This window comes from Streptomyces sp. NPDC033165, from assembly GCF_055577965.1.
Window position 1 is genome coordinate 55,431 of record NZ_JBVIPK010000004.1, and the last position, 17,722, is coordinate 73,152.

Annotated in this window: 13 protein-coding genes, 1 pseudogene and 1 riboswitch; of the genes and pseudogenes, 11 read left to right on the forward strand and 3 right to left on the reverse strand. The window is 72.6% G+C overall.

Going from position 1 to position 17,722, the window contains the following annotated elements:
- Positions 1-327: 327 nt before the first annotated feature.
- Both ACZ5WC_RS11475 and ACZ5WC_RS11480 read left to right on the forward strand, forming a co-directional pair.
- Positions 328-530 (forward strand): annotated as a pseudogene (locus ACZ5WC_RS11475) (substrate-binding domain-containing protein); the annotation flags it as partial.
- A 174-nt stretch (positions 531-704) separates the two neighbouring features.
- A complete protein-coding gene (locus tag ACZ5WC_RS11480; protein WP_468540967.1) occupies positions 705-1,853 on the forward strand; it encodes a CobW family GTP-binding protein in 1,149 nt (382 codons plus the stop codon).
- 36 nt (positions 1,854-1,889) lie between these two features.
- Here ACZ5WC_RS11480 and ACZ5WC_RS11485 read toward each other — a convergent pair whose 3' ends face one another.
- Positions 1,890-4,343 carry a DNA gyrase/topoisomerase IV subunit A gene (locus tag ACZ5WC_RS11485; RefSeq protein ID WP_468540596.1) on the reverse strand — a complete coding sequence of 818 codons (2,454 nt, stop codon included), beginning with the start codon at positions 4,341-4,343 and terminating at the stop codon, positions 1,890-1,892.
- A gap of 266 nt (positions 4,344-4,609) precedes the next feature.
- On the opposite strand from ACZ5WC_RS11485, the gene ACZ5WC_RS11490 reads away from it, so the two are divergent.
- The 4 genes from ACZ5WC_RS11490 to ACZ5WC_RS11505 all read left to right on the forward strand — a co-directional run bounded on the left by ACZ5WC_RS11490 (position 4,610) and on the right by ACZ5WC_RS11505 (position 9,502).
- Entirely contained in the window at positions 4,610-5,974 is a 1,365-nt protein-coding gene (locus tag ACZ5WC_RS11490; RefSeq protein ID WP_468540968.1) for a M16 family metallopeptidase, read from the forward strand.
- Between the two features lie 26 nt (positions 5,975-6,000).
- Positions 6,001-7,371 (forward strand): M16 family metallopeptidase, encoded by a 1,371-nt coding sequence (locus tag ACZ5WC_RS11495; RefSeq protein WP_468540969.1) that lies wholly within the window; start codon positions 6,001-6,003, stop codon positions 7,369-7,371.
- Positions 7,372-7,593: 222 nt separating this feature from the next.
- A riboswitch (cyclic di-AMP (ydaO/yuaA leader) is annotated at positions 7,594-7,760 on the forward strand.
- 12 nt (positions 7,761-7,772) lie between these two features.
- Entirely contained in the window at positions 7,773-8,573 is an 801-nt protein-coding gene (locus ACZ5WC_RS11500; RefSeq protein ID WP_468540597.1) for a M23 family metallopeptidase, read from the forward strand.
- A 221-nt stretch (positions 8,574-8,794) separates the two neighbouring features.
- A complete protein-coding gene (locus tag ACZ5WC_RS11505; protein ID WP_468540598.1) occupies positions 8,795-9,502 on the forward strand; it encodes a GntR family transcriptional regulator in 708 nt (235 codons plus the stop codon).
- Positions 9,503-9,683: 181 nt separating this feature from the next.
- Here ACZ5WC_RS11505 and ACZ5WC_RS11510 read toward each other — a convergent pair whose 3' ends face one another.
- Positions 9,684-9,965, reverse strand: a complete 282-nt coding sequence (locus tag ACZ5WC_RS11510) for an HPr family phosphocarrier protein (RefSeq protein WP_096630713.1) — start codon at positions 9,963-9,965, stop codon at positions 9,684-9,686.
- A gap of 173 nt (positions 9,966-10,138) precedes the next feature.
- Between ACZ5WC_RS11510 and ACZ5WC_RS11515 the strand changes: the two genes are divergently transcribed.
- Genes ACZ5WC_RS11515 through ACZ5WC_RS11530 form a run of 4 tightly spaced genes read left to right on the forward strand, consistent with a single transcriptional unit; the run spans position 10,139 to position 15,730 of the window.
- The gene (locus ACZ5WC_RS11515) at positions 10,139-13,186 is read left to right on the forward strand and encodes a bifunctional acetate--CoA ligase family protein/GNAT family N-acetyltransferase (RefSeq protein ID WP_468540599.1); all 3,048 of its coding nucleotides are present in this window, start codon (positions 10,139-10,141) and stop codon (positions 13,184-13,186) included.
- 60 nt (positions 13,187-13,246) lie between these two features.
- Positions 13,247-13,843, forward strand: a complete 597-nt coding sequence (locus tag ACZ5WC_RS11520) for a DUF5998 family protein (RefSeq protein ID WP_096630716.1) — start codon at positions 13,247-13,249, stop codon at positions 13,841-13,843.
- The gene (locus tag ACZ5WC_RS11525; RefSeq protein WP_468540600.1) at positions 13,843-15,030 is read left to right on the forward strand and encodes an alkaline phosphatase family protein; all 1,188 of its coding nucleotides are present in this window, start codon (positions 13,843-13,845) and stop codon (positions 15,028-15,030) included. The genes ACZ5WC_RS11520 and ACZ5WC_RS11525 overlap by 1 nt, the downstream gene beginning before the upstream one ends.
- 46 nt (positions 15,031-15,076) lie before the next feature.
- A complete protein-coding gene (locus ACZ5WC_RS11530) occupies positions 15,077-15,730 on the forward strand; it encodes a thymidine kinase (protein ID WP_096630719.1) in 654 nt (217 codons plus the stop codon).
- A gap of 46 nt (positions 15,731-15,776) precedes the next feature.
- On the opposite strand, the gene ACZ5WC_RS11535 is transcribed toward ACZ5WC_RS11530, so the two are convergent.
- Complete coding sequence (locus ACZ5WC_RS11535; RefSeq protein ID WP_468540601.1) at positions 15,777-16,562, reverse strand: VOC family protein; 786 nt, start codon at positions 16,560-16,562, stop codon at positions 15,777-15,779.
- Positions 16,563-16,807: 245 nt separating this feature from the next.
- Here ACZ5WC_RS11535 and ACZ5WC_RS11540 point away from each other — a divergent pair, with 245 nt between their 5' ends.
- Positions 16,808-17,638, forward strand: coding sequence for a sulfurtransferase (locus ACZ5WC_RS11540; RefSeq protein WP_468540602.1), 831 nt, complete (start codon positions 16,808-16,810; stop codon positions 17,636-17,638).
- Positions 17,639-17,722 lie beyond the last annotated feature (84 nt).

The window sequence follows — 17,722 nt, forward strand, 5'->3', positions numbered from 1 at the left end:
TCGACGGGCGTACCCCCTTGCCCACCGGCGTCTCTCACGGTATGCCGGGCGTCTCCGACGCCACCGGGCAGGCCGTTCTCTCGGCGCTGGACGTCCTCGGATACGAGCGCCCGACCCAGCTGCGCGGCGAACGGGCCCGGCTGGTCGGGCCGGTCCTCGGTCCCTCGGGCCACGTGCCCTCGCGGCGCAAGCTGGCCGCGGCCCGGGCGCTCGCCGAGGAGGCGGGCACCAGCGTGCCGGACGAGTGGGTGGCCCGGGCGATGTTCTCGCTGGAGGGCGGCCAGGCCGCCGCGACGCGCCTCCTGGACCGGGGGCGTCACCGGCATCATCTGCGCCGGCGACCCGCTCGCGCTGGGCGCCGTGCGCGCCGCCCGCCGCCGCGGGCTCTCCGTGCTCGGAGACGTGTCGGTCGTGGGCAACGACGACTCGGCCTTCATGAACTGCACCGAGCCGCCCTGACCACCGTGCGCCAGCCCATCGAGGCCATGGGGCGGGCAGCCGTGGAGCTGCTCTCGGCGCAGATCGGCGGCCGGACCGTACCCTCGGACGAGCTGCTCTTTGAACCGGAGCTGGTGGTGCGCGGCTCCACCGCCCGGCCGCCGCGCGGGAATTCCCGGAGATCCGTCGCTGATGTGCGGCGGACCGGCCTCCGCGCCCGGACGAAGAAACCGACGAAACCGACGAAACCCAGGAAGGCTCTCCCGTTGACCCCGCCCCGTATCCCGCAGATCCCGGTCGTCGTCCTGGCGGGCTTCCTCGGCTCCGGCAAGACCACGCTCCTCAACCACCTCCTCCGCAACCGGGCGGGCACCCGGATCGGTGTGATCGTCAACGACTTCGGGGCCATCGAGATCGACGCCATGACCGTCTCGGGGCAGGTCGGCTCGACGGTCTCGCTGGGCAACGGCTGCCTGTGCTGCGCGGTCGACGCGAGCGAACTCGACACCTTCCTGGAGACGCTCACCCGGCCCTCCGCCCGGCTGGACGTGATCGTCATCGAGGCGAGCGGCCTGGCCGAACCCCAGGAACTCGTCCGTATGCTGCTGGCCAGCGACAACCCGCACATCCTGTACGGAGGTCTCGTCGAGGTCGTGGACGCGGCGGAGTTCGACCGCACCCGGGAGCGCCACCCCGAGCTCGACCGTCATCTCACCGTCGCGGACCTCGTCGTCCTGAACAAGACCGACCGGATCGGTGCGACGGAACACGAGGAGCTGCGCGAGCGGGTCGCGGCGCTGAGCGGGCCCGCCGCCGTGATCTCCGCCGAGCACGGCCGCATCGATCCCGAGCTGCTCTTCGACCCCGCGCTGCGGCCCGACGGCGAGGAGAAGATCCGTCAGCTGACCTTCGAGGATCTGCTGCGGGAGGAGGAGTGCGAGGGGCATGAGGGCCACGCCGGCCACCTCCACGCGGCGTACGAGAGCGTCGAGTTCACCTCGGACGTCCCCATGGACCCGCGCCGCTTCATCGCGTTCCTGGACTCCCGGCCCGAAGGCCTCTACCGGATCAAGGGGTTCGCGGACTTCGGCGCCGGCGACCGGGACAACAAGTACGCGCTGCACGCGGTCGGCCGGTTCCTCCGGTTCGTGCCGCAGCCGTGGGCGCGCGGCGAACAGCGGCTCACCCAGCTCGTCATGATCGGCGCGGGTATCGACGCCGAGGCGCTCCGCAGGGGGCTGGCCGCCTGCCGGGTCGAGAACCCGGAGCAGGCCCTGGCCGATGGCCTGGACACCTCTGACGCCGAACGCGGCATGTGGGGCGTGCTCCGGTACGTACACCAGGAGCCGGACCCCGTGGACGTACCGGACGCTTCCGATCCCGTGGACGTGCGAGAAGCGGCCGCGGAGGTGTGACACCCCCGGGCCGCTTCCCACCGTACGAAGAGGGGCCTACAGCGGGGGACCCGCGATCACGGCCACCGGCTGGAGCAGCGGCGTGCCCGAACCGTCGCGCCTCGGGTCCGGCTCCGGCAGCTTCGCCGGGGAGCCGTTCTTCTGGGCGGCCCTCGCCGGGGTGGCGCCCGCCCAGGCGAAGACCAGGACGTCCTCACCCTTCAGGAACCGCTGGCAGCGCACCCCGCCGGTCGCCCGGCCCTTGCGCGGATACTGGTCGAACGGGGTGAGCTTGCACGTCAGCACCGAGTCGTCGAGCGTGCCGTGCGAACCGGCCACCGTGAACACGACCGCGTCCGCCGCCGGGTCCACCGCCGTGAAGGACAGCACCTCGGCCCCGGCCCCCAGCTTGACGCCCGCCATGCCTCCGGCGGCCCGGCCCTGCGGCCGCACGGAGCCCGCCGGGTAGCGCAGGAGCTGGGCGTCGGAGGTGATGAAGACCAGGTCCTCCTCGCCCGTACGCAGCTCGGTCGCGCCCACGATGCGGTCACCGTCCTTGAGGGTGATGACCTCCAGCTCGTCCTTGTTGGCCGGATAGTCCGGCACGACGCGCTTCACCACACCCTGGAGCGTGCCGATCGCCAAGCCCGGCGAGGCCTCGTCGAGGGTGGTGAGGCAGATCAGCTCCTCGTCCGCCTCCAGCGTGAGGAACTCGGAGATCTGCGCGCCGCCCGAGAGATTCGGCTCCGCGTGGGTGTCCGGCAGCTGCGGCAGGTCGATCACCGAGAGCCGCAGCAGCCGCCCGGTGGAGGTCACCGCCCCGACGTCGCCGCGCGCCGTCGCCGCCACCGCCGACACGATCACGTCGTGCCTGGTCCGCCGGGCGTCCTCGGAGATCTCCACCGGCTCCGCGTTCGCCGTGCGGGCCAGCAGGCCCGTCGAGGAGAGCAGCACCCGGCACGGGTCGTCCGCCACCTCCAGCGGCACGGAGGCGATCTGCGAACCGGCCGACTCCAGCAGCACCGTGCGCCGGTCCGTGCCGAACTTCTTCGCCACGGCGGCCAGCTCCGAGGAGACCAGCTTGCGCAGCTCCGCGTCCGACTCCAGGATCGCGGTCAGCGCCTCGATCTCGCTGTTGAGCTTGTCCCGCTCGCTCTCCAGCTCGATCCGGTCGAAGCGGGTGAGCCGGCGCAGCGGGGTGTCCAGGATGTACTGCGTCTGGATCTCGCTCAGCGAGAAGTGCGCCATCAGGCGCTCCTTCGCCTGCGCCGAGTTGTCGCTGTCCCGGATGATCCGGATGACCTCGTCGATGTCGAGCAGCGCGACGATGAGCCCCTCGACCAAGTGCAGCCGGTCGCGGCGCTTGGTGCGGCGGAACTCGCTGCGGCGGCGCACGACCTCGAAGCGGTGGTCGAGATAGACCTCCAGCAGCTCCTTGAGCCCGAGGGTGAGGGGCTGGCCGTCGACCAGCGCCACGTTGTTGATGCCGAAGGACTCCTCCATCGGCGTCAGCTTGTAGAGCTGCTCCAGCACCGCTTCCGGCACGAAGCCGTTCTTCACCTCGATGACCAGGCGCAGTCCGTGCGCCCGGTCGGTGAGGTCCTTCACGTCCGCGATGCCCTGGAGCTTCTTCGCCGAGACGAGGTCCTTGATCTTGGCGATCACCTTCTCCGGGCCGACGGTGAAGGGCAGTTCGGTGACGACGAGACCCTTGCGGCGGGCCGTCACGTTCTCCACGGAGACGGTGGCACGGATCTTGAACGTGCCGCGGCCCGCGGTGTACGCGTCCTTGATGCCGGACAGGCCGACGATCCGGCCGCCGGTGGGCAGGTCGGGGCCGGGGACGAAACGCATCAGCGTCTCGACGTCGGCGCCCGGGTGCTTGATCAGGTGCCGGGCGGCGGCGATGACCTCGCCCAGGTTGTGCGGGGGCATGTTGGTCGCCATGCCCACGGCGATCCCGGACACCCCGTTGACCAGGAGGTTGGGGTAGGCCGCCGGGAGGACGACCGGCTCGCGCTCCTGACCGTCGTAGTTCGACTGGAAATCGACGGTGTTCTCGTCGATCGCCTCGGTCATCAACGACGTGGCGTCGGCCATCCGGCACTCGGTGTACCGCATGGCGGCCGGCGGGTCGTCGTTGCCGAGGGAGCCGAAGTTGCCGTGGCCGTCGACCAGGGGCAGCCGCATCGAGAAGGGCTGCGCCATCCGCACCAGGGCGTCGTAGATCGACGCGTCGCCGTGGGGGTGCAGCTTGCCCATGACCTCGCCGACGACGCGGGCGCACTTCACATAGCCGCGGTCGGGGCGCAGCCCCATCTCGTTCATCTGGGAGACGATGCGCCGGTGCACCGGCTTCATGCCGTCGCGGGCGTCGGGCAGGGCCCTGGAGTAGATCACCGAGTACGCGTACTCAAGGAAGGAGCCCTGCATTTCGTCGACGACGTCGATGTCGAGGATCTTCTCCTCGAAGTCGTCCGGCGGCGGGGTCTTCATGCTACGGCGGGCCATCGCGGCTGCGACTCCTTCTCGGATACACGGATTCTGATCGGACAACCTGGGGTACTGATGCGGACCATTGTGGACCGCCGCACCGACAACGCGGACCTCGACCCGTCCGAAGCGGTCCGAGGCGGCGCGGCCTGAGGCACCATCGACGGAAACTTCCGCGGAACGGGAACTTCGCCAGGTGCCGGTGCGCTTGCTTAGAGTGGCAGGTCTGGCAGGAAGTACCGGTCAGGAAGTCCAGTATCGCGATCGAAGGGACGTACATGCCCATGGGTCACACGGCCACCGCACAGGCCGGCTCCGGCGGCTTGACAGCGACCGAGCACCGCCTGGCCAACGGCCTGCGTGTGGTGCTCTCCGAGGACCATCTGACCCCGGTCGCCGCGGTCTGCCTCTGGTACGACGTCGGTTCGCGCCACGAGGTCAAGGGACGCACCGGTCTGGCTCACCTCTTCGAGCACCTGATGTTCCAGGGCTCGGGCCAGGTCAAGGGGAACGGCCACTTCGAGCTCGTCCAGGGGGCCGGCGGCTCGCTCAACGGGACGACCAGCTTCGAGCGGACCAACTACTTCGAGACCATGCCCACCCACCAGGTGGAGCTGGCCCTCTGGCTGGAAGCCGACCGTATGGGCTCCCTCCTCGCCGCGCTCGACGAGGAGTCCATGGAGAACCAGCGCGACGTCGTCAAGAACGAACGGCGCCAGCGTTACGACAACGTGCCCTACGGCACCGCGTTCGAGAAGCTCACCGCCCTCGCCTACCCCGAGGGCCACCCGTACCACCACACCCCGATCGGCTCCATGGCCGACCTGGACGCGGCCACCCTGGAGGACGCCCGCGCGTTCTTCCGTACGTACTACGCGCCCAACAACGCGGTGCTCTCCATCGTCGGGGACATCGACCCCGAGCAGACCCTCGCCTGGGTCGAGAAGTACTTCGGCTCCATCCCGTCCCACGACGGCAAGCAGCCGCCGCGCGACGGCACCCTGCCCGAGATCATCGGCGAGCAGCTGCGCGAAGTCGTCCACGAGGAGGTCCCGGCGCGTGCCCTGATGGCCGCCTACCGCCTCCCGCACGACGGCACCCGCGCCTGTGACGCGGCCGACCTGGCGCTGACCGTGCTCGGCGGCGGCGAGTCCTCCCGCCTGCACAACCGCCTGGTCCGCCGCGACCGTACGGCGGTGGCGGCAGGCTTCGGGCTGCTGCGGCTCGCCGGTGCGCCCTCGCTGGGCTGGCTGGATGTGAAGACCTCCGGCGGGGTCGAGGTGGAGCAGATCGAGGCCGCGGTCGACGAGGAGCTGGCCCGGTTCGCCGCCGAGGGGCCCACCCCGGAGGAGATGGAGCGCGCGCAGGCCCAGTTGGAGCGCGAGTGGCTGGACCGCCTGGGGACGGTCGCGGGCCGCGCCGACGAACTGTGCCGCTACGCGGTCCTGTTCGGCGACCCGCAGCTCGCCCTGAGCGCCGTGGGACGAGTCCTGGACATCACCGCGGAGGAGGTGCGCGAGGCGGCGCGGGCGGCCCTGCGCCCCGACAACCGGGCGGTGCTGGTCTACGAGCCCGTCGAGCCGGCCGAGGACGAGGGGGCCGTCGAGGACACGGCAGGCACCGAAGCACCCGAGGGGGCGGACAAGTGAGCGACGCCGCCGTGACTGGAGTAGCCATGGAGTACCACCCGCAGCCGACCCCGGGCACCGCCCGGCCGTGGGCCTTTCCCGCACCCGAGCGAGGCGCCCTGCCCAACGGGCTGACCGTGCTGCGCTGCCACCGCCCCGGCCAGCAGGTCGTCGCCGTGGAGATCTTCCTGGACGCGCCGCTGGAGGCCGAGCCCGAGGGCCTGGACGGCGTGGCCACGATCATGTCGCGGGCGCTGTCCGAGGGCACCGACAAGCACAGCGCCGAGGAGTTCGCCGCCGAGCTGGAGCGCTGCGGCGCCACCCTGGACGCGCACGCCGACCACCCCGGTGTCCGGGTCTCCCTGGAGGTCCCGGCCTCCCGGCTGGCCAAGGCCCTCGGTCTGGTCGCCGAGGCGCTGCGGGCCCCGGCCTTCGCCGAGAGCGAGATCGAGCGCCTCGTCGGCAACCGCCTCGACGAGATCCCGCACGAGCAGGCCAACCCGTCCCGGCGCGCCGCCAAGCAGCTCTCCAAGGAGCTCTTCCCGGCCACCGCCCGGATGTCCCGTCCGCGTCTGGGCACCGAGGAGACGGTGCGCCAGATCGACGCGGCCGCGGTGCGCGCGTTCTTCGACGCCCACGTCCGCCCGTCGACCGCGACCGCCGTGATCGTCGGTGACCTCACCGGCATCGACCTGGACGCGCTGCTGGCCGACACCCTCGGCGACTGGTCGGGCAACGCGGGCCAGGCCCGCCCGGTCCCGCCGATCACCGCGGACGACACCGGCCGTGTGGTCATCGTGGACCGCCCCGGCGCGGTCCAGACCCAGCTGCTGATCGGCCGGATCGGCGCCGACCGGCACGAGAGCGTGTGGCCCGCACAGGTGCTCGGCACGTACTGCCTGGGCGGGACCCTCACCTCCCGGCTGGACCGGGTCCTGCGCGAGGAGAAGGGCTACACCTACGGCGTGCGCGCCTTCGCCCAGGTGCTGCGCTCCAGCGGCCCCGACTCGGGCGGCGCGGCCATGCTCGCGATCAGCGGCTCGGTGGACACCGAGTCCACCGGACCGGCGCTGGAGGACCTCTGGAAGGTCCTGCGGACGCTGGCCGCCGAGGGGCTGACCGACGCCGAGCGCGAGACGGCCGTGCAGAACCTGGTGGGCGTCGCCCCGCTGAAGTTCGAGACCGCTGCCTCCGTCGCGAGCACCCTGGCCGACCAGGTCGAGCAGCACCTCCCCGACGACTACCAGGCCCGCCTCTACGCCCGGCTCGCCGAGACGGGCACGGTGGAGGCGACCGCCGCCGTCGTCAACGCCTTCCCGGTGGACCGGCTGGTCACGGTCCTGGTGGGGGATGCCGCTCAGATCGAGGAGCCCGTAAAGGCGCTCGGCATCGGAGAGGTCTCCGTCGTCACCGGCTGACGCAAGCGCACCGCAACGGGGCAAACGGGACCCCGACGAACAGCAGTTCGTCGGGGTCCTCCCTTTTTGCCCTATTGAGGCAGTTGGTCGGATTTGGTGGAGAGGTTGCCTGTCTGCCCTGTGGGATGTGCGACAAATCCCCTTGTCCGTTTGGTGATGGGAAGGCGGCCCGCTTAGCGTCGGCTCCGCTGTCCGTCACCCGTATGCCGCATCCGCGGCGCCGGGCAGCGATCGCCGAGTCCCCGTCAGGCGCGAGCCTGGGGAGCCGGGGACCCACGCAGTCCCTGGGGTGAATCGGAGATCCGCGCCACACCCGGCGCGGCGATCCGTAGGAGACCTTCCTGCTCCGAACCCGTCAGCTAACCCGGTAGGCGAGAGGGAAGGAAAGGATCAGCCCCTTCATGGCGTTCACCCGTGCCACCGGGAAGCACCGTGCCCCGAGCCGCCTCACGCGCCGGAGCGCCCAGGCCGCCGGAATCGCGGCTCTGACCACCACCGGAGTCCTCGGCTCGCTGGCCTCTCCGGCCCTCGCCGCGGACGCCGAGGCGCCCAAGGTCGTCGACACCGGCCTCACCCAGGCCATCGCCCTCGACGCCACCCTCGCCGAGCAGATCGACGCCCAGGCGAAGGCGCAGCAGCAGCAGGCCGAAGCGATCGCGAAGGCGAAGGCCAAGGCCGCCGCCGAAGCCAAGGCCAAGGCGAAGGCGGAGGCCGAGCGCAAGGCCGAGGCCCGTGCCAAGGAGATCCGCGAGGAGAAGGCCCGCGCCGCCCGCGCCGCCGAGCGCGCCCGCCTGAACGCCTTCCACCTCCCGGTCGCCGGATCCCACGTCACCACCGGCTACAAGGCGGGCGGTTCGCTCTGGTCCTCCGGCAGCCACTCCGGCGTGGACTTCATGGCCCCCTCCGGCAGCTCCGTCGTCGCGGTCGGCGCCGGCACGGTCGTCGAGGCCGGCTGGGGCGGCGCGTACGGCAACAACATCGTGCTCCGGATGGCTGACGGCACGTACACCCAGTACGGCCACCTCTCCTCGATCGGCGTCTCCGTCGGCCAGAGCGTCGCCTCCGGCCAGCAGATCGGCCTGTCCGGCTCCACCGGCAACTCCACCGGCCCGCACCTGCACTTCGAGGCCCGGACCACCCCCGACTACGGCTCCGACATGGACCCCGTCGGCTACCTGCGCTCCCACGGTCTGAACGTCTGACCCCACCCGCGCACCCCGCTTCCCGAAGGCCCCGGCTCCCCGCCGGGGCCTTCGGCAATTCCGGCGGAATCCCTCGTACCGGGGTGTGCGACAGGCCTTCTCCGGCCAGTTGATATCCATGGATTCCGGCCTGCCGTCGGAAATTCCGGCGGATTGCAATAGAGTCACGGAACAGACGTCGGGCGGCCGCGTTTCGCGGGGATTAAGGCGGAGGTTCGGACATGCGCATTCCCGCGCATTCGGTATGCACGGCAATCCGTGACGACATCGTCTCCGGTGTCTACGAGCGCGGCAGCCGCCTCACCGAGGAGCTGCTGGCCCGGCGGTACGGGGTCTCCCGCGTCCCGGTCCGTGAGGCGCTGCGCACCCTGGAGTCCGAGGGCTTCGTCGTCACCCGCAGGCACGCCGGCGCCTGTGTCGCCGAGCCCACCGAGCAGGAGGCGGCCGACCTGCTGGAGGTGCGGATGCTCCTGGAGCCGCTGGGTGCCGCGCGCGCCGCCCAGCGCCGTACGGACGCCCACCTCAAGGTGCTCCGCGGGCTGGTGAGGCTCGGTCAGGAGCGGGCCCGCCGGGGCGAGGGCGAGGATCTGCGCTCGCTGGGCGGCTGGTTCCACGAGACCCTCGCCCAGGCCTCCGGGAGCCCTGGCCTGATCGCGCTGCTCACCCAGCTCCGGCACAAGATCGCCTGGATGTACGCGGTCGAACAGCCGGTCCGCCCGGCCGACTCCTGGGCCGAGCACGGCGCCATCGTGGACGCCGTGGCACGGGGCGACGCCGAGCGGGCCAGGGCGCTCACCGCCCAGCACGCGGAACGCGCGGTGGCGGCCCACCGGCTCCGCCGCCCGGACCGGCCCGGCCACCGCGCGGCCGCCGGGCCCCGGGTGAGCACTTCGCAACCTGGCGTAAACATCGCGAGTGCCCGTCATTAACAATCGCGCCGTATACAAAGGGGGAGTAATTGCGGAGGGTGGTATTCGTGCTGCCCGAATTCCCGGTGCACGGATATCTCCGGGAAAGCGAAAGAGCCGCAGCCCCGGCAAGGGGTCGCGGCTCTCACGTATTTCCGTCCGGTGGGGGCGGGCGGATCGCCCGTGGGGCGGGCGGGACGGGTCAGACGGTCTCGGGAAGCTCTTCCAGCCCCTCGGCGACCAGCTTCGCCAGCCGGTCCAGAGCGGCCTCGGCGTCATCCGCGTCGGACGCGAGGACGATCTCCTCGCCGCCCTGTGCGCCCAGGCCGAGCACGGCGAGCATGGAGGCGGCGTTCACCGGGCTGCTGTCGGCCTTGGCGATCGTCACCGGCACGCCGGACGCCGTGGCGGCACGGACGAAGATGGAAGCGGGGCGGGCGTGCAGGCCCTCGGCCCAACCGACGTTTACGCGGCGCTCAGCCATGGTTCTGCCCTTCACATATCAACGGTTGTCTAGACCAGTCTCTCATGCGGTGCGCAGTGCTGTGCCCGGCCTCCCGTCCGGGCCCCGCGCCCCGGCCGCCCTCGGCCGGGCCTCATCAGACTGCCCCGGTACCGATCCCTCCGCGACCGGGATGCCCGCCGTAGGCTTTGTCCATGCAGCCCACGCCGGAGCAGAGTCCGCATCACGCGTACCCCGACCACTGGGAAGCGGACGTGGTGCTCCGCGACGGTGGCACCGCGCGCATCAGGCCGATCACCACGGACGACGCCGAGCGACTTGTCAGCTTCTACGAGCAGGTGTCCGACGAGTCGAAGTACTACCGGTTCTTCGCCCCGTATCCCCGGCTATCCGACCGGGATGTGCACCGCTTCACCCATCACGACTACGTCGACCGGGTGGGACTGGCCGTCACGATCGGCGGCGAGTTCATCGGCACGGTCCGCTACGACCGCATCGACGACCGGGGCCGCCCCGCCTCCGCCCCCGCCGACGAGGCCGAGGTCGCCTTCCTCGTCCAGGACGCCCACCAGGGCCGTGGCGTCGCCTCCGCCCTGCTCGAACACATCGCCGCGGTCGCCCGCGAACGCGGCATCCGGCGTTTCGCCGCCGAGGTGCTCCCCGCCAACAACAAAATGATCAAGGTGTTCCGGGACGCCGGATACACCCAGCGCCGCAGCTTCGAGGACGGCTCCGTCCACCTCACCCTCGACCTCGAACCCACCGAGAAGTCCCTCGCCGTCCAGCGCGGCCGCGAACAGCGCGCCGAGGCCCGCTCGGTCCAGCGCCTGCTCGACCCCGGGTCCGTCGCGGTCATCGGTACCGGACGCACCACCGGCGGGGTGGGCCGCACCGTCCTGCGCAACCTCCTCGCCTCCGGCTTCACCGGCCGTACGTACGCGGTGAACCGGGCCTTCGACGAGGGCCTGGCCACCCTCGACGGGGTCCCCGCCCACCGCTCGCTCGGCGAGATCGACGAGCAGGTCGACCTCGCGGTCATCGCCGTCCCCGCCCACCGGGTCCCCGAGGCCGTCGCCGACTGCGGGGAGCACGGCGTCCAGGGCCTCGTCGTCCTCTCCGCCGGCTACGCCGAACGCGGCTCCGAGGGCCGCGAGCTCCAGCGCGAACTGGTCCGCCAGGCCCGCTCGTACGGCATGCGGATCATCGGCCCGAACGCCTTCGGCATCATCAACACCGCCGAGACCGTCCGGCTCAACGCCTCCCTCGCCCCCGAGTCGCCGGCCCGCGGCCGGATCGGCCTGTTCACCCAGTCCGGGGCGATCGGCATCGCCCTGCTCTCCGGCCTCCACCGGCGCGGCGCCGGGCTGTCCTCGTTCATCTCGGCGGGCAACCGGGCCGATGTCTCCGGCAACGACTTCCTCCAGTACTCCTTCGAGGACCCGGACACCGACGTGGCCCTGCTCTACCTCGAATCGCTCGGCAACCCCCGCAAGTTCACCCGCCTCGCCCGCCGCACCGGCGCCGTGAAGCCCGTCGTCGTGGTGAAGGGCGCCCGGCACAGCGGCACCAGCCCGCCCGGCCACGCCGTCCCCGTCAGCCGCATCCCCGACACCACGGTCTCCGCCCTGATGCGGCAGGCGGGCGTGATCCGCGTCGACACCGTGACCGAGATGGTCGATGCCGGGCTCCTCCTGGCCGACCAGCCGCTCCCGGCGGGCCCCCGGGTCGCGATCCTCGGCAACTCCGAGTCCCTCGGCCTCCTCACGTACGACGCCTGCCTCGCCGAGGGGCTCCGCCCGCGCCCGCCGCGCGACCTCACCACGGCAGCCTCCCCGCAGGACTTCCGGGACGCGCTGGCCGAGGCGCTGGCCGACGGGACGTGCGACGCCGTGATCGTCACCGCCATCCCGTGGGTGGGGGAGAACGGCGAGGCCGAATCCGGCGACGGCGAGGTGCTGGCCGCCGCCCTGCGCGGAGCCGCGGCCGGGGGCCCGGCCAAGCCGGTGGCCGTCGTCCACGTCGAGATCGGCGGCCTCGCCGAGGCCCTGGCCGCCGCGAGCAGCACGGCCGCGCCCCGCCCCGGGTCGCCGCCCCTTGCCGCAGCCCGGACCACCGCCCCGGGAACGGCCACCGGGCCGGGAACGGCCACCGCCCCGGGAACGGCCACCGCCCCGGGAACGCCCACCGCCCCGGGAACGCCCACCACGCCGGGAACGCCCGCTGCCCCGCCCACCCCCACCGCCCCCCGAACACCGGCCACGGCGCCCTCGGCCGTCCGGGCCGACCGACCCGCCGGGCCCGTGTCGCAGCCGGACGCGGCGGCCGGGGCGCGTACCGGCGCCGAGCAGCCGCAGCCCGCCCGCGTCGGCCGCATCCCCGCCTACCCCGCCGCCGAACGCGCCGTACGCGCCCTCGCCGAGGCCGTGAAGTACGCCCAGTGGCGACGGCAGGCGGCCGTGCCGGGCAAGGTCCCCGAATTCCTCGACGACACCATCGACGAGGCCGGGGCCGCCGCCCTGATCGAGGCGCAGCTCGCCACCGCCCCCGACCCGCGCGGACGCCCGCTCACCCACGACGAGGCCCGCGAGCTGCTCGGCCGCTACGGCATCCCCGTACGTCCCACGCTCCCCGCCCCGGGCCCAGAGGCAGCCGTCGCCGCGGCCGCCGTGCTCGGCTACCCGGTGGCGCTGAAGACCACCGCACCCCACCTCCGCCACCGCGCCGACCTCGGCGGGGTCCGTCTGGACCTCGCCGACGAGGAGGCGCTGCGCCGGGCGTACGGAGACCTCACCGACCTCCTCGGCAAGCCCGCCGAACTGCTCCCCGTCGTCCAGGCGATGGTCCCGCGCGGTGTGGACACCGTCGTGCGGGCCTCCATCGACGCGGCCGCCGGGGCCGTGCTCTCCTTCGGCCTGGCGGGCGCACCCTCCGAACTGCTCGGCGACACCGCGCACCGGCTGGTCCCGGTCACCGACCGCGACGCCGCCGAGCTGATCCGGTCGATCAAGGCGGCCCCGGTGCTGTTCGGCTGGCGCGGCTCCGCCCCGGTGGACACGGCGGCGCTGGAGGAGCTGCTGCTGCGGCTGTCCCGGCTGGTCGACGACCACCCCGAGGTGGTCTCCGTGGCGCTGGAACCCGTGGTCGTGGCCCCTCAGGGCATCGCCGTGCTCGGCGCGAGCGTCCGGCTGGCCCCACCGCCGCCGCGCGGTGACCTCGGCCCCCGCCGCCTCCCGAACTACTGAGGGCCCCGGTGTCTGCCGGGGCGTCCCCGGCAGTCACCGGCCCGCCGTAGGATGGTGCTCATGGCAAAGACCGGTACGACGACCCAGGGGCTGCGCGCGGCGATCGAGCGCAGCGGCTACTACCCGGCCCTCGTGGCCGAGGCGGTGGAGGCCGCCGTCGGCGGAGAGCCGGTCGCTTCGTACCTGGTGCACCAGGAGACCACCTTCGACTCCAACGAGGTGCGCCGTCATGTGACGGTGCTGGTCCTGACCGAGCACCGGTTCATCGTCAGCCACACCGACGAGCAGGCCGCCGACAGCGGCTCGCCCACGGCGCACGCCACCACCTCCACCGAGTCGGTCAAGCTCGACCGGATCTCCTCCGTCGTGGTCAGCCGGGTGGTGGCCGACCCGGAGAAGTACGTCCCGGGCACCCTGCCCCGCGAGGTCGTCCTCACCATCGGCTGGGGCGCGGTCTCCCGGATCGACCTGGAGCCCGCCGCCTGCGGCGACCCCAACTGCGAGGCCGACCACGGCTATACGGGCAGCTCCACCGCCGACGACCTGAGCCTGCGGGTCAGCGAGGCCGGTGACGGCCCCGACGCGGTCCGTCAGACCCTCGCCTTCGCCCAGTCGCTCTCCGAGGCCACGGCCGCGACCGCGGCGACCGGCCGCTGATGGCCCAGCCCGCCTGGCAGGACCCCGTCCCGCTTGCCCTGGACACCGCGCCCGTCCCCGAGTACGGCAGCGGCTCGCTCGCCGATCTGCTGCCGACGCTCGTCGCCGGACAGGGGGTGCCGGGCTTTGCCGCCGCGATGCCCGAGTTGACCCCGGCCGACCGGAACTGCGTCTTCCTGATCGACGGTCTCGGCTGGGAGCAGATCACCGCCCACCCCGACGAGGCCCCCTTCCTGCACTCGCTCCTCCCCACCTCGCGCGGCGGCACCGGCCGCCCGCTCACCGCGGGTTTCCCCTCCACCACCGCGACCTCTCTCGCCTCGGTGGGTACGGGCCTGCCGCCCGGCGAGCACGGCCTGCCCGGCTACACCGCGCGCAACCCGCAGACCGGCGAGCTGATGAACCAGCTCCGCTGGAAGCCGTGGACCGCGCCGAAGGTCTGGCAGCCGTATCCCACCGTCTTCCAGCTCGCGGACGCGGCGGGCGTGCACACCGCACAGGTCTCCGCCCCGGACTTCGAGCAGACACCCCTCACCAAGGTCGCGCTCAGCGGCGGCTCGTTCCTCGGCCGGCTCTCCGGCGAGGACCGGATGGACGTCACCGCCCAGCGCCTCGCCGCCGGTGACCGCTCGCTCGTCTACACGTACTACAGCGAGGTCGACGGCAAGGGCCACCGCTTCGGCGTCGACTCCGACGCCTGGCGCGGCCAGCTGATGTACGTCGACGGGCTCGCCCAGCGCCTCGCCGAGCAGCTCCCGCCGCGCTCCGCGCTCTACATCACCGCCGACCACGGCATGATCGACATCCCCTTCGACGAGCAGTCCCGGATCGACTTCGACGAGGACTGGGAGCTGCGCGCGGGCGTCGCCCTCCTCGGCGGCGAGGGCCGGGCCCGCCACGTCTACGCCGTCCCCGGCGCGCAGGCCGACGTGCTGGCCGTCTGGCGCGAGGTGCTCGGCGAGCAGTTCTGGGTGGCCGGCCGGGACGAGGCGATCGCGGCGGGCTGGTTCGGGCCGACGATCGACGAGCGGGTCTACGGACGGATCGGCGACGTGGTCGCCGCCGCCCACGACGACGTGATCATCACCGCCTCGGTCAACGAGCCGCACGAGTCGGCGATGACGGGCGTGCACGGCTCCCTGACCCCCGTGGAACAGCTCGTCCCCCTCCTCGAAGTACGCTCCTGACCCCTCCCGCCGTGCCCACCCCCCTCCGAAAGGTGCTCGACCTCTCATGCCCGAGCTGGTGTTCTTCTCCGGAACCATGGACTGCGGAAAGAGCACGCTGGCCCTGCAGATCGGTCACAACCGCTCGGCGCGCGGGCTCCAGGGCGTGATCTTCACCCGGGACGACCGCGCGGGAGAGGGCAAGCTCTCCTCCCGGCTCGGCCTGGTGACGGACGCCGTCGAGGCGGACGAGGGCATGGACGTGTACGCGCACATCGTCGACCGGGTCAGCCGCGGCGGCCGGGTCGACTACGTGATCGTGGACGAGGCGCAGTTCCTCGCCCCGGTCCAGATCGACCAGCTCGCCCGCGTCGTGGACGACCTCGGGCTCGACGTCTTCGCCTTCGGCATCACCACGGACTTCCGCACCAAGCTCTTCCCGGGCTCCCAGCGCCTGATCGAACTGGCCGACCGGATAGAGGCCCTTCAGGTGGAGGCCCTCTGCTGGTGCGGCGCCCGCGCCACGCACAACGCCCGTACGGTGGACGGCGCGATGGTCGTCGAGGGCGCCCAGGTCGTCGTCGGCGACGTCAACCGGCAGGCGGGCGAGGTCGGTTACGAGGTGTTGTGCCGACGCCACCACCGCCGCCGGATGACCGCGGAGACGGCCCGTGCGGGCGCTCTCTCCCCGGATGTGCTGCCGGTCGCGTCGGACGGCTGAGGGCTGCCTCGCAACCCCTGGTGGGCGCGGGATGACGGGACGGCCCTCAGGAGGGGGACTCCAGCGAGGACCGGATGACCGTGAACACGGCCCCTTCCGGATCGGCGACCGTCGCCAGCCTCCCGCTCGACGCCTCGCGCGGCGGCTGCACAACGCGTCCGCCCAGCTCCACCACCCGGACCACCGCCTCATCGGTGTCGGCCACCTCGAAGTACGTCATCCAGTGCGGACCGCGGTCGCGCGGCAGGGCGTGGCCGACGCCGTGCAGTGAGGCCACCGGGGTGCCGTCCAGGTGCAGGGTCTGGTAGTCGAAGTCGGCGGAGACCACCGCTTGCGTCTCGTAGCCGAAGACCGTCTGGTAGAACTTCGCGACCATCGAGGTCTCCTGGGTCACCAGCTCGTTCCAGACCGGTGTACCCGGGACGCCCGCCGTCATGGTGCCGATGTGGTCCGCGGCCTGCCAGATGCCGAACACGGCCCCGCTCGGGTCGGAGGCGATCGCCATCCGTCCCGCCTCGTCCGCGTCCAGCGGGCCGACCGCGACCGTACCGCCGCACGAGCGGATCGTCTCGGCGGTCATGTCCGCGTCGTCCGTCGCCAGATAGGTGGTCCAGGCGATCGGGAGGTGCCGGTCGGGCGGCAGCTGACCGATCCCCGCCACCTCCTTCCCGTCCAGCAGCCCGCGGACGTACGGGCCCAGTTGGTCGGGGCCCGGCCGGAACTCCCAGTCGAACAGGGCTCCGTAGAACTCCTGGGTCGTGGTCAGGCCGTGCACGATCAGACTCACCCAGCAAGGTGTTCCGGGCGTGCGCCGAGCGGCAGCCTCGGTCATCGTCGTCTCTCTCCTCGGACCGTTGTGGTGGTCGTACGGGGGATGGGGGCAGGCATGCCGTCCCGGGTCAGGACGGGGCCCGCATGCCCCGTGCAGATGCTCGCACCACCCGGCGTCCGAGGCGCTCCGGCCGCGCCGCGTCCTCCGGGTTCTCCGCCTTCTCCACGGAGGAAGGCCGCCGTTCCGCCGGACGTCCGTCCCGCCGCTGTTACGGGGGCCGGGGCCGCTGCGCGAGGATGGCACCCATGAAGCCCATCATCACCGCATCCGAATACGCGAGCGAGTCGGCGGGTCCGCGGCCGCCGGTGCTCCTGGACGTGCGCTGGCAGCTCGGCGGCCCGCCCGGCCGCCCCGACTACGAGGCCGGTCATCTGCCCGGCGCGGTCTTCGTCGACCTCGATACGGAGCTGGCGGGGCCGGCGGGCAGCGGCGGCCGCCACCCCCTCCCGGACCCGGAGGCCTTCGGAGCCGCGATGCGTCGTGCGGGGGTCGGCCAGGACACCCCCGTCGTGGTGTACGACGGGGGGCTGGGCTGGGCCGCGGCCCGTGCCTGGTGGCTGCTGCGCTGGACGGGACACGGGGACGTACGGGTGCTGGACGGCGGCCTCGCCGCCTGGACGGGGGACCTCACCACCGAGATCCCGCACCCTCCCGAGGGTGACTTCCGGCCGAAGCCGGGCGCCCTGCCGACGCTGGACGCGGAAAGCGCGGCGGCCTTCGCCCGGTCGGGTCTGCTGCTCGACGCCCGGGCGGCGGAGCGCTACCGGGGCGATGTCGAGCCGATCGACCGCGTCGGCGGCCATATCCCCGGGGCCGTCTCCGCGCCGACCACGGAGAACGTGGCCGAGGACGGGCGCTACCTGCCGACCGAGCGGCTCGCCGCCCGGTTCGAGGCGCTGGGCGCGGAGGGCGGCACCGAGGGCGTGGGCGTCTACTGCGGCTCCGGGGTCTCCGGCGCCCATCAGGTGCTGGCCCTGGAGATCGCGGGCTTCCGCGGCGTCCTGTACCCGGGCTCCTGGTCCGAGTGGTCCTCGGACCCGTCCCGGCCGGTCGCTACGGGCCCCGACCCCCAGTAAGGGCGAATCTGCCGAGCGGGGGGACGGCGACGGAGCGGGGGCCGTACGCAGCTGCGTACGGCCCCCGCTCCCGCCGGTCGTCAT